This is a genomic window from bacterium, from assembly GCA_021372775.1.
In the GTDB taxonomy this organism is placed as follows: domain Bacteria; phylum Acidobacteriota; class Polarisedimenticolia; order J045; family J045; genus JAJFTU01.
The window spans coordinates 1-12,175 of record JAJFTU010000221.1; the positions used below are offsets into that span (position 1 = coordinate 1).

A 12,175-nucleotide genomic window follows, 5' to 3' on the forward strand; every position below is an offset into this window, starting at 1 on the left:
CTGACGGCGGCGCTGCTCGGGCCTGTCGGATCGGTGCTGCTCGGCGGCGTCGCCACCGTCTGCGTCGTGGCCTCGATCGCGGCCCTCTGCCCGAAATTGCGGCGGCTGGGGCCGCTCGCCGCGCTCCTCCCGGAAGGGGAGACGGCCGCGGCGGGCGATTGACGCGGCCGCGGGCGGCGAACGCCGGCGAAACAGGACGGTCGAAACAAAAAAGCAGCCGCGGCCGGCAGGCATCCGGGGGGTGGACGCCGTGAATGCCGACCGCGGCATTTGACTTGAGTCTAAACTCCGCTCTGGGCCTCGTCAAACAACGCGGCGTTCTGGGTTCACGGCAGGGGAAACGTCCCCCGCGCCCATGGCGAACTACGACCCGCCGCCGCTGTTCCTCGGAGAGGTGGCTGGACGGCGCGCGGGCAGGAAAGCGAGGATCATCTCGCGATTCGCGCGAACCGCCCCGGCCTTCATTTCGACGAGGCCTCGCTCGACGAGTTCCCGCAGATCCCGCGTCAGTGTCTTGCGGGTTCGGCCGGCGTACGCCTCGGCTACGCGGCGCGAGACGGCGGCGGCGTCTTGGATCGGCACCCAGTCCGGCGTCCGCGAAAGGTCCAGCACGAAGTGTTTCCGGCGGCGCGCCGCGGGCGAGTCCTGCGTCTTGAACGTGTCGTGGACATGGCCCCTCCATGCGACGTCCCACTGCTGGCGGCGAATCATGGACAGTTGGTCGGCAAGGCCGTCGACGAAGCCCGATACCGCGTACTCGAGGAACGGAATGACGTCGCCTCCGCTTCCGTGGGAGCGGTCAAGTTCGCGGTAGTAGGCGGTGCGCGTCTTGTTGTAGTGATCGCTGAGGAGATGGGCCGCGGGAACGGGAACCCCGGCGTGGACGAGGATGTAGAACTCCAGGAGGCGCGCCGTTCTACCGTTTCCGTCGCCGAATGGATGGATCCACGCCAGATACAGATGCGCCACGACGGCCTTGACGATAGCCATCTCGACGGCGAACTCCTCCATCCCCGACGACCAATCCTCCCGAAGCCACTGGCACAGTCGGTGAAGGAGGTAGGGACAGTCTTCCGCAGGGGCGCCGCGGTAGCCGCCCACCCCGACCGAGTGTCTTCGGACCTCTCCCGGAACAACATCCTCGTCCAACGAAAGGCCCTTGAGGACGTCGTGGTTGAACTTTCGGACGACCGAGCACTCGATGTCGAGTCGGACGTCGTCGGCGAGCAGGCTCTCGATGATCCAGTTGCACGCATCGACGACGTTCCGGACTTCGTCCTGCAAGTAGGCTTGGCTGCGGGGAAGATCGAGGCGCCTCTCGATCGACGCCAACACTTGCGCTTCGGAGAGCGTGTTCCCTTCGATGGCCGTGGTCGCCAAGGCGCCCTTCGCCAGAAAGACCGTGTTGAGACGCTTCGCGACGTCGGGTCGCAACGGGACGCCGGCCACGTGCTCGCACTTGGACTTGGCTTCGCCCAGCCGCATCCAAAGGCGGTGCGTGAAGCTGTTGGCGTTCAGGGCAAACGTCAAGAACGGGTGTGTCCTCTCGTACGCCCGCATTGATGTCTCCAGCGGTGTCCACGGCAACCACTTGGAAATATGGCAGATAAACTTGAAGTTGTCCGCATGAATGTCCCAGATCCTGACGCCAATTCGTGAGCAGCGGCGTCCCGCGGTCAACCGCCGATCTTCAGATCCGCGCGGCGCGGCGACGGGCTTGCCTCCGTGGTCGCCTCGCGACGACAACGCCCGCCTTCGCGCGCGGGTTCCCGCCGCCGGGCTCTCGTCAGGTTGTCAGGGGGATGAAGAACCGGAATGGCGCGCCCGAAGGGACTCGAACCCCTAACCTCTTGATCCGTAGTCAAGTGCTCTATCCAATTGAGCTACGGGCGCGTGCCTCTCAAAGGCGGACGGATGATACCCGTCGAGGCGCGGACGGTCAAGGAAGAGCGGGAAATCGGCTCGCCGCGCCTCGCCCGCGGCAACGCTTTCTCCGTACCTTCCCCACGCGCGGGCCGCGCCGGGCGCGGCGCCGCCGTAGGAGCGAGGTCGATGAAGGGGAGACTGCGTCGGGGTTGGGGGGCGGCCGCGCTGGCCGTCGTCGCGGCGATGGGCACCGCGCTCGCGGCCGAGCCGGCCGCGCCGGCCAAGGCGGGCGGCGACGTCCGTCCCGCGTTCAAGATCGGCGTCGGCGATCGGCTCGAGGTCTTTGTCTTCGGCGAGGCGACGCCGGCGGAATGCCTCGTGCGGCCGGACGGCCGGATCACGATTCCCCTCGCCGGGGACGTCCAGGCCGAAGGCGCGACGCCGACCGAACTGGCCGCGCGGATCAAGAGCGCGCTCGAGCCGTTCCAGAAAGACCCGACGATCACGGTCGCCGTGCGGGAGATCAACTCCTACCGCGTCTACATGCTCGGCAACGTGCGCACGCAGATGGCCGTCGTCTCGACCGCGCCGCTGCGGCTGCTGCAGGCGCTGGCGGTCGCGGGCGGCCTCAACGAGTTCGCCGACAAGGACGTCGCGGTGCTTCGCGGCGGCCAGCGGATCGTCGTCAGCTACTCGAAGATCATCAGGGGGGAGACGCCCGAGGCGAACATCTGGCTGGAGACGGGCGACGTCGTGGTGGCGCAATGAACCGCGCGCTTCTCGCCGCCGCGGTCCTGGCCGGGGCGTGCGGCGCCGCGGCGGCCGCGGAATGGCGCTTCGACCCCGTCGTGACGCTGTCCCTGCAGCACGCCTCGAATCCGCGCCGCGCCGCCGTCCACCCCGGCGGCGACAGCTCCGGCACGCTCGACGCCGAACTCCGTCTGAGCCGCCGCACGCCGCGCGACCTCTTCACCATCGCCTACGAGCCGACGATCGAACGGTTCAGCGACCAGACCGACCTCGACAACACGGCGCACAACGCGAGCTTCGTCTACACGCGCACCGAATCGCGCCTCTTCTCCTGGGGCGCTTCGGGCGGATGGCGCCGGGCCGACCGCCAGCGCGTCGATCTCGGCGCCCTCGAGCCCGCGGGCACGCTGCCGTCGCTGCCGCACACGCGCGAGACGAGTTGGTCGGGCCGGCTCGACGGAGCGTGGACGACCTCGCCGCTGACGACGCTGAGCGCGACGCTGGACGTCCTCAAGCGGCGGAACGAGCTGCTCGACGCGCCGGCGGGCGAGCCGGACGCCAACGACGGCCGGACGGTCGATCTGCGCGTCGGATGGCGCCGCTCGCTCTCCCCGCTCTCCGCGCTCCGCGTCGACTACCGCGGCAGCCGGATCGACGAGGGGGTGTTCGGCTCGTCGGACGTGCACCGGGCCTACGTCGGCTACGTCCGCGGCGCGACCGACCGGCTGACCCTCACCTTCGAGCTCGGCGTCGCCGCGTCGAAGCCGCGCGACGTTCCGGCCGGCGCGGACGACGCGCGGAAGACGCGGCTCGTCGGCGGCGTGGTCGCCGAAGGCGCGGTCGGGCGGCGGGCCCGCGTCTACGCGTCGGTCTCCCGGGACGTCTCGGGGAGCGGCGGCGCGCTCGGCGCCGGCGTGGACGACGCGGCGACGGTGTCCTACGGCCTGCCGATCGGCCGTTTCTCGTCGTTCGACGTCGGCGGCGGATACACGCGCTTCAAGCCCGACGCCTTCGCGGCGGGCGCGACGCCGGCGACCCGCGCCTGGTCCGGGAGGGCGCAGTACCGGCTGGGATTCTCCGCGCAGTGGGGTATGGTGTTCGCCGCCGAGCGGTTCGACCAGAGCTCCGATCTGGCCGAACTTTCCTACGCCGACACCCGGTGGAGCGTCGGGCTGCGCTGGTCGCCTCTGGCCCGCTGACCGACGATGAGGACGAACGCCCCGTGGATCTCAGAGACATCGGCGCCCGCGTGCGGATCGTCGCCGTCGGCGGCGGCACCGGCCTGCCCGCCGTGCTGCGCGGGTTCCGCTCGCTGCTCTTCCCCGACGGGGCGGACGATCCGGAACGGCTGACGGCGGTCGTCGCCGTCACCGACGACGGCGGGAGCTCGGGCCGGCTGCGCGGCGAGTTCGGCATGGTCGCGCCTGGCGACCTGCGCAACTGCCTCGTCTCCCTGTCGCACAACGAGCCGCTGATGGCGCGTCTCTTTCAGGCGCGCTACCGCGACGGCGAGAGCCTCTCCGGCCATTCCGTCGGGAACCTCATCCTCGCCGCGCTGGCGCAGGAGGAGGACGGCAACTTCCTCGCCGCGGTCCGTCTGGCGAGCGAGGTCTTGAAGATCCAAGGGCGGGTCGTCCCCTCGACCCTCGTCCCGGCCCGCCTCGTCGCGCGGTTCCCCGACGGCCGGACGGTCGTGGGGGAGACGATGATCGCGGCCCAGCGGGGACGGATCGAGCGGCTCTCGCTCGAGCCCGAGGCGCCTCCCGCGGCCCCCGGCGTCGTCGAGGCGATCCTGGAGGCCGACATCGTCGTGCTCGGTCCGGGGAGCCTCTACTCCAGCATCCTGCCGAACGTGATCCTGCCCGACGTCGCGGCGGCGCTGCGCGCGACCCGCGCCTTCAAGCTGCTGCTGGTCAACGCGATGACCGAGATGGGGGAAACCACCGGCTGCTCCGCCGGCGATCACGTCCGGGCCGTCCTGAACCACGCCGGACGCGGCTCCTTGGACGGGGCGCTCCTCGCGACCGACCCGATTCCCGAGGAGACGCTGGCGCGGTACCGGGCCGAAGGGGCCGAGCCGCTCGACCCTCGGGACGAGGACGTCGAGCGCCAAGTGCCGTTCGTTTTCCGGGAGCAGTTGCTTCAAGTGTCGCCGAAAGTTCGCCACGACCCGACGCGGACCGCCTTGGCGATCCTCCGCGCCTACGAAACGTGGCGCTTTTCCCCTCGTCGGGGGGCGGGCTCGGATTTCGTCTAATCGAAAAAAAACCTGCGCGTGTCCACCGTGGCGCGCTTGGAATTCTGCAAAATAATGCGGCGGGGACTAAACAGTCCCCGAGGCTCGGCCGAAGAGTATCTTCGGAAACGAGGACCGCGGTCCGCTCCCGGCGTCCCAAGCGCGCGTCCGGGGGCTGGTTCGGCGCGGCCGCTGCGCGGGTCGGTCCACGGACGGGGCCGACGAGGGACAGGAGAAGTCGGACATGGCTTCCGAGATCATCGAACGGGAAGACGAGATCCTCACCAGCCGCGAGGCCCAGGAATTCCTCAAGATCGGGCGCACCAAGCTGTGGGAGCTGACGAAGAGCAACCAGTTGCCGGCGTACCGCGTCGGCAGCGGCCGCACTTCGTCGCTGCGCTACAAGAAATCGGAGCTGCTGCGTTGGCTGGAGCGCAACCGCGTTCAGGCCTGACGCCGGCGACGTTTCGCGCGAAGCGCGGCGCCGTTCGCGGCGCCGCGTTTTTTTTCTGCGGTCGCGGCGTTCGTCGCGCCGCCGCGGGACGGGAATTGCGCCGTATAAATTGAACGCGGCTAGGGGAGCCGCGGAGGATCGCCGCAGTGGACGTCGCCGCCGAACTCGAGGGTTTCATCCGCGGGAACTTCTTCTACGACGGGCCGGCCTTGGCCCCGGACACGTCGCTGATGGAATCGGGCATCCTCGATTCGACGGGGGTGCTCGAGCTCGTCGGCTTCCTCGAGGAGCGGTTCGGCTTCAAGGTCGAGGACGCCGAACTGACGCCGGAGAATCTCGACAGCCTCGGGCGGCTGCAGTCCTACGTGGCGCGCAAGCGGAACGGCCACAAGTTCTGACGCGCCGCCCGGCGGCGGCGCGCGGCGCGGGCCCGTCGCCCGGGGCGCGGCGCGCGCCTACTCGACGAGCAGCCGCTTCAGGACCTTGCCCGACTCGTTCTTCGGCAGCTCGGCGCGCCGCTCGCAGGCGCCGGGAACCTTGTAGGCCGGCAGCCGGCGGCGGAGGAACGCCTCCAGCGCGGCGAGCGTCTCGTCCGGCGCCCCCTCGCGGAACACGACGAACGCCTTGATCGCCTCGCCGAGCAGCTCGTCGGGGACGCCGACGACCGCCGCCTCGTGGACCTCGGGGAACTCGAGGATCGCGTCCTCGATCTCCTTCGGCGCGATGCGGTGGGCGCCGCTCTTGATCATGTCCTTCTTGCGCCCGACGATCCAAAGGAAGCCGTCCTCGTCGCGCCGCGCGAGATCCCCGGTGCGGTAGGCGCCGTCGACGAGCGCGCGCCCCGTCTCCTCCGGATCGCCCCAGTAGCCGCGCATGATGTTGCTGCCGCGGGCGACGATCTCGCCGACCTCGTCGGTCGCGGCCTCGCTTCCGTCCTCGCGCCGCACGAAGAGCTCGACGTTCGGGATCGCGCGTCCGATCGAGCCGAGCTTGCGCGGCAGGTCGGCGGGGTCGAGGCAGGCGAGGCGCGCGCCCGCTTCGGTCGCCCCGTACATCACGAAGACCTTGCGCCCGGGGAGCGCCGCGACGAGGCGCCGCGTGAGCTCCGGGCTCATCGCGCCGCCGGCCTGCGTCACGTAGCGCAGGCTCGGCAGGCGCCGCTCGGCGAAGTTGGAGCGGTTGAGCAGGATGGCGAAGGTGGAGGGCACGCCGGCGAAGCCGGTGCACTCCTCGCGCTCGAGCGTGTCGAGCGCGGTGTTGGGGAAGAGGAAGCGGTTCTCGATCGCCACCGAGCCGACCGCGGCGACGTGCGTGTTGAGCAGCGACTTGCCGTAGACGTAGTGGAACGGCAGCACGTCGAGCACGCGGTCGTCCGGGCCGAGGCCGAGATAGGAGACGATCGAGCGGGTGTTGGCGACGAGGTTGAGGTGGCTGAGCGTCGCGCCGCGCGGCCGCCCCGTGCTTCCCGAGGTGTAGACGATCGACGCCGCGTCGAGGTCGATCGTCGCGCGGTCCGGCGGCGCGCCCGCTTCCTCGGCGAGGGCCGCGTCGAGGTCGAAGAAGGCGATGTGCGCCGGCGGCGGCGGCAGCCGCTCGGCGCCGGGGGCGAAGAAGGCGGCGAGGTCGGGGAGGGCCGCGGCGGCGTCGAGCGCGGCGCGGCCGAAGCGCGGTCCGGCGACCAACGCCCGCGCGCCGCAGTCGGCGAGGAAGCCGCGCAGCGACGCGGGGTCGGCCGCCGTGTTCAGCGGCACGGCGATCGCGCCGCACTTCAGCGCCGCGTAGTAGGCGGCGACGTAGAGGAACGAGTTCGCGGCGAGCAGGCCGATCCGGTCCCCCCGCGCGATCCCCGCGCCGGCGAAGGCGCGCGCGAGGCGGTTCGCGTCCCGCGCGAGCTCCCCGTAGGTCAGGCGGCGGCCGTCGTGAAGCAGGGCGGGGCGGTCGGGAGCGGCCTCGGCGGCCCGTTCGAGGAAGTGGTGGACGAGATACGGCTCCATGGCCACTGACATACGCCGTCCGTCCGCCGTCGGCCGGACGAAATTGAAATTGCCGTCCCGAGATTCGTGGCCCGCGAACTGACGCGTTCGGGACGCAAGAGTTGGAAAACCGCGTCCGTCGTGGATTATCCCCGTCCGGCTTTGTGCGAAAAGGCTGGCATGGTCCTTGAGATTGGTCCGAACCGGCCAGGCGCCTCGCTTCGAGACGCCGCGGACCGAATGAGGACTTGCACCATGCATCGCACCGCCGCCCGTTACCTCATCGCCGTTCTCGCCCTGACGCTCGCCGCGGGGGCCGCGTTTGCCGGAACGATCAGCGTCTCGTGGAACGCCGTCACGGACGGCGACCTGTCCGGCTACAAGATCTACTACGGCACGGCCAGCGGCACGTACACGTCGTCGATCAGCGTCGGCGCCGTGACGACGGCCACCCTTTCGAGCCTCGACCCGGCGACCCGCTACTACATCGCCGTCAAGGCGGTCGACGCGGCCGGACTTGAATCGGCGGCCTACTCCAACGAGATCGTCGGCCTGCCGCGTCCCGTCGTGAGCGCGGTCACGCCGGCCAGCGTCCAGCAGGGCGTTTCGGCCACGCTGGTGATCGCCGGCGAGTCGTTCGACACCGGCGCCGCCGTGGCGATCTCCGGCTCGGGCGTCACGATCGCCGCGGTGCGGCGCGACTCCGTGTCCCAACTCTCGGTGGACGTGACGATCGACGCCTCGGCCGCGGCCGGCACGCGCGACGTCACGGTGACCAACCCCGACTCGTCGTACGGCGTGAAGAGCGCCTCGCTGACGATCGTCGCCAACAACCCGCCGACCGTCGCGTCGACCTCCCCGGCCGACGCCGCGACCGCGATCGCCGCGGACGCCAAGCCGGCCGTGATCTTCTCCGAGGCGCTCTCCGCCGCCTCCGTGACCTCGGCCACCGTCCAGCTGCTCGACGCGTCCGGCAATCAGGTCGCCCAGGCCTCCGGCTCGCCGAGCCTCTCCGCCGACCTCAAGACCGTCACGATCACCCCCGCGGCCGCCCTCGCCGAGAACGCGACCTACCGCATCAAGGTCGTCGGCGGCGCCTCCGGCGTGAAGGACAGCACCGGCCTCCCCCTCGCGGCCGACTACGTCCAGACCACCGGCTTCAAGGTCGTGAACAAGGCCCCGAGCGTCGTCGGCAGCTTCCGCCGCAGCGACACGCACTGACACCGGCGCTTACGAATCCGCAATTCCGGGGGACGGGATTGTCAACAAGATTCCGTCCCCCGGATCGTCCCTTTCTGGCAAAGCCAGTGGAATCAGCAGTTTGGGTTGGCGCCGCACGGCGACGAACATGGCGCCGCCCTTGCCTTAAGCCAGTCGCCAAGATCCGTACCGGCGCGTTTGCGCAAGGAGAGATTTCGATGCGGACCGGTCGATTCATTCTTCTGACGCTGGCCACGGCGGCTTCCGCCTTCGTCGGCGACGCGGCCGCCGGCACGGTGAGCCTGCGCTGGGACGCTGTTCCGGAGACCGACGTCGCCGGGTACCGCGTCTACTTCGGCGCGACCGCCGGCGCCCACACGCAGTCGTTCGACGCGAAGCTGGCGACGAGCGCCGACGTGACCGGCGCGACCGACTGCGCGGTGAGCTACTTCGGCGTCCGCGCCTACGACGCGTCCGGCCTCGAGAGCCCGGCGGACAGCTCCCCCGTCCGCGGCTTCCCCCGTCCCTCGATCTCCTCGATCTCGGCCTCCACGATCAACCAGGGCGAGACGAAGACCTTCACCGTGACCGGGCTGAACTTCGACGCCGGCGTTTCCGGCGACGCGACCCGCCCGGCGGCGCGCGCCCGCTTCTCGAATTCCGGCCTCACGGTGACGAGCTTCACCGTGACGGCGTGCGGGACGGCGCAGATCACCGTGACCGCCTCGGCGACCGCGGCGACCGGCGCCGCGACGCTGACCGTCGAGAATCCCGACCTGACCTATTCCGACCCCGCCAACCACGCGTGGGTCTACGCCGACCTCGCCAACGCGCTGACGGTCGCGTCGCCGTCGACCGCCGTCGTCTCCGCGTCTCCCGCCTCCGGCGCGAGCGGCGTCGCCGTCGGCTCGAAGTCGGTTCAGGTCGTCTTCAACCGCAGCCTCGCGGCCCTCTGGACCTCGCTCTCGGCGTCGGAACGTCAGAAGCTGTTCCGCGTCACGCAGCGCGGCCGCTCGGTCGCCCAGGCCTCGGGCTCGCCGTCCGTTTCCGCCGACGGCCTGACCGTGACGATCACGCTCTCCCGCGGCGTCGCCTCGGCCTCGACCTACATCACCTCGGTCGGCCCCGCCGACAGCGCGGCGCTGAGCGCCCTCTCCAAGTCCGGCATCCCGTCCGGCGCGCTAGGCAGCGGCTGGACCGCCAAGTGGACCACCGCCAGCGCCGTGACCCTCGCCGCGACCCGCACGAGCTCGACGACCACGGCCAAGCAGCTCCAGATCCCCGACGACCCGACCGTGCTGCCGCAGACGAACACCGACATCCCGGTGCAGAACGAGTTCACGATCGCCTTCGCCTACCCGGTCTCCTCGGCCCGCCTGACCAACGACGTCTTCCGCGTCGTCGCCAACGACGGCTCGGTGGTTCCGCTCGCCGGCCTGCCGAAGCTCGAGAACAACGGCCAGACGGTCGTGCTCCACCCGGCCGCGCCGCTCGCCGCGGGGAAGCGGTACCGCGTGATCGTCCGGACCGGCGACTCGGGCGTGCTGCTCGTGCTCTCCGGCGGCGCCCTCGTTCCGCTCGACGACGCCCGCCCGCTGGTCGTGCCGCTCGCCACGAAGGTCTCGAGCGCCGCGCAGAGCCTGACCTTGAGCGTGGCCCCGTGAAGGCCGCGAGGACGATGAGGACGACGATGATGAAGAACCTGCTCCGTTCCGCCCTTCCGCTCGCCGCCGCCTGCGTCGCGTTCCCCGCGGCGGCGGGATCCCTGAACCTGGCCTGGGCGCCGAGCCCGGACGAGGTGACGGCCGGCTACAAGCTCGAGGTGCTGACCGACGACGGCCGGGTGGTCTCGACGATCGACGCGAAGGAAGCGACGACCGCCGCCGTGGACCACCTCGCCGACGGGCAGTTCTACCGCTTCCGCGTCCGCCCCTACGACCAGTGGGGGAACGCGGGGGAGCCGAGCGCCGAGGTGCGGACGATGCCCTCGCCCAAGGTCTTCGGCGTGGACCGCTTCGCCTTCGTCGGCGGCCAGGCGACCTTCGTGCTCTCCGGGGCGAACTTCGCCCCGGGGGCGCGGGTGGTCTCCCTCCGTCCGGGGATGGTCGTCGGCTCGGTTCAGGTGCTGTCCGACTCCGCCGTGCGCGTCGCGGCGGCGGGCCCGGCGGCGTCCCTCGCGCCGCTCCCGGGCGAGCTGGTCGTCCACAACCCGGTGCGCCGCTCCGACGCGTTCGTGGCCGCGCACCCCGAGCTGCTCGACGTGGACCACTCCGGAACGGTCGACGCCCAGGACCTCGGGATCGTCGCCGCGCTCTTCGGCGTCGACTCCCGCTCGCCGCGCTACAACCCCGACGCCGACGTCAACGGCGACGGCCTGATCGACGGGGAGGACGCCTCGCTCGTCCGCGCCCGTCTCGCTCCGGACCCCGAGGAGCAAAAAGCTCCTTGACCGAAGCGCGGCTCTCGCCGGACAGTAACAGGCGTGAGCGGATCGGCGAAAACCAGAAACTCCACGGCGCCCGGCGCGCCGCCGTTCCCGGCGGCGCGCGACGCCTTTTTCAGGCGCGTCGTCGAAGGGATGCGCTGCGGCGTGATGACGGTCGACCGCGCGGGGATGGTCACGACGCTCAACGAGGTCGCCCGCGAGATTCTCGAGGTCGAGCCGCTTCCCGGCGAGCGGCCGCTCGGCGAGGTGCTGGAACGGCACCCGCGGCTGGCCCAGCTGCTCGTCGACTCCTTCACCATGTCCTACCTGCCGAACCGCGCGGAGATGGAGATCCGCTCCCGCGACGAGGAGGGGCGGACGATCGGCTTCACGCTCAGCGCGATCCCCGGGGCGGACGACCAGCTCGCCGGGGTCGCGCTGTTCTTCAAGGACCTCACGCAGGTCGAGCAGCGCGAGGAGCAGGAGCGGCTGCGCGACCGGCTGGCCGCGCTCGGCGAGATGGCGGCGAGCCTCGCCCACGAGATCCGCAACCCCCTGGCCTCGATCGACGTCACGGCGACGCTGCTGCGGCGCAAGCTGGCCGGGCGGGAAGAGGAGCTCCGGCTGGTCGAGAAGATCGCGGTCGAGGTCGCGCGGCTCAACCGCACCGTCACGCGCGGCCTCGAGTACGCGCGCCCGCTGACGCCGGAACGGTCGCTGCAGCCGCTCGCGCCGCTGCTCGACGAGGCGCTCGAGGAGGCGCTGTCGCGCTTCCCCGGCCACGCCGTCCACGTGACGCGCCGCTACAGCGAGAACGCGCCGGACGTCGCGGTGGACGGTCCGGTGCTGCGGCAGGTCTTCGTGAACCTGATCGTCAACGCCGTCGAGGCGCTGGAGCGGCGCGGCCACCTGACGGTCGCGGTGCGGCCGGTCGGACGCCCCGAGCGCGCCTCCTACGCCGTCGAGGCGCTGGTCAAGGACGACGGCCCGGGGATCCCGCCGGAGATCCGGGAGAAGATCTTCTCCCCGTTCCTGACGACGAAGAAGACCGGCTCGGGGATCGGCCTGGCGATGGCGCGCAAGATCGTCGAGTGCCACCACGGGCTGATCGACGTCGAGACGGCGACCGGCAAGGGAACCACGTTCCGCGTGCGGTTGCCGCGCCTCCCGCTCGAGTGACGGGAAGCGGGAGGAGCGATGCGCAAGCTGCTCGTCGCCGAGGACGAACGCCACCTGCGGGAGGGGATCGCCGAGGCGTTCCGCGACGCGGG

The 12,175-nt window shown here is 70.9% G+C and carries 11 protein-coding genes and 1 tRNA gene; 9 read left to right on the forward strand and 3 right to left on the reverse strand.

Going from position 1 to position 12,175, the window contains the following annotated elements:
• Positions 1-363: 363 nt before the first annotated feature.
• Positions 364-1,560, reverse strand: a complete 1,197-nt coding sequence (locus LLG88_07920; GenBank protein ID MCE5246830.1) for a Fic family protein — start codon at positions 1,558-1,560, stop codon at positions 364-366.
• Between the two features lie 256 nt (positions 1,561-1,816).
• A tRNA-Arg gene (locus LLG88_07925) sits at positions 1,817-1,893 on the reverse strand.
• Positions 1,894-2,052: 159 nt separating this feature from the next.
• Here LLG88_07925 and LLG88_07930 point away from each other — a divergent pair.
• The 5 genes from LLG88_07930 (at position 2,053) to LLG88_07950 (ending at position 5,704) form a co-directional block, all read left to right on the forward strand.
• Positions 2,053-2,634 (forward strand): polysaccharide export protein, encoded by a 582-nt coding sequence (locus tag LLG88_07930; GenBank protein ID MCE5246831.1) that lies wholly within the window; start codon positions 2,053-2,055, stop codon positions 2,632-2,634.
• Positions 2,631-3,815 carry a hypothetical protein gene (locus LLG88_07935; GenBank protein ID MCE5246832.1) on the forward strand — a complete coding sequence of 395 codons (1,185 nt, stop codon included), beginning with the start codon at positions 2,631-2,633 and terminating at the stop codon, positions 3,813-3,815. Before LLG88_07930 ends, LLG88_07935 begins: the two co-directional genes overlap by 4 nt.
• Before the next feature lie 23 nt (positions 3,816-3,838).
• On the forward strand, positions 3,839-4,873 hold the full coding sequence (yvcK, locus tag LLG88_07940) for a uridine diphosphate-N-acetylglucosamine-binding protein YvcK (protein ID MCE5246833.1): 1,035 nt from the start codon (positions 3,839-3,841) through the stop codon (positions 4,871-4,873).
• A gap of 223 nt (positions 4,874-5,096) precedes the next feature.
• Positions 5,097-5,306, forward strand: coding sequence for a helix-turn-helix domain-containing protein (locus tag LLG88_07945; protein ID MCE5246834.1), 210 nt, complete (start codon positions 5,097-5,099; stop codon positions 5,304-5,306).
• A gap of 146 nt (positions 5,307-5,452) precedes the next feature.
• Positions 5,453-5,704, forward strand: coding sequence for an acyl carrier protein (locus LLG88_07950; GenBank protein MCE5246835.1), 252 nt, complete (start codon positions 5,453-5,455; stop codon positions 5,702-5,704).
• A gap of 57 nt (positions 5,705-5,761) precedes the next feature.
• Here the strand turns inward: LLG88_07950 and LLG88_07955 are convergent, their stop codons facing one another.
• On the reverse strand, positions 5,762-7,300 hold the full coding sequence (locus LLG88_07955) for an AMP-binding protein (protein ID MCE5246836.1): 1,539 nt from the start codon (positions 7,298-7,300) through the stop codon (positions 5,762-5,764).
• 234 nt (positions 7,301-7,534) lie between these two features.
• Between LLG88_07955 and LLG88_07960 the strand changes: the two genes are divergently transcribed.
• From LLG88_07960 to LLG88_07975, 4 genes are all read left to right on the forward strand, one after another.
• Positions 7,535-8,500: an Ig-like domain-containing protein gene (locus LLG88_07960; GenBank protein ID MCE5246837.1), complete on the forward strand. Its 966-nt coding sequence runs from the start codon at positions 7,535-7,537 to the stop codon at positions 8,498-8,500.
• Between the two features lie 197 nt (positions 8,501-8,697).
• Positions 8,698-10,143, forward strand: a complete 1,446-nt coding sequence (locus LLG88_07965) for an Ig-like domain-containing protein (protein MCE5246838.1) — start codon at positions 8,698-8,700, stop codon at positions 10,141-10,143.
• Entirely contained in the window at positions 10,140-10,928 is a 789-nt protein-coding gene (locus tag LLG88_07970) for a dockerin type I domain-containing protein (protein MCE5246839.1), read from the forward strand. Before LLG88_07965 ends, LLG88_07970 begins: the two co-directional genes overlap by 4 nt.
• A gap of 33 nt (positions 10,929-10,961) precedes the next feature.
• Positions 10,962-12,083 (forward strand): hypothetical protein, encoded by a 1,122-nt coding sequence (locus tag LLG88_07975; GenBank protein MCE5246840.1) that lies wholly within the window; start codon positions 10,962-10,964, stop codon positions 12,081-12,083.
• Positions 12,084-12,175 lie beyond the last annotated feature (92 nt).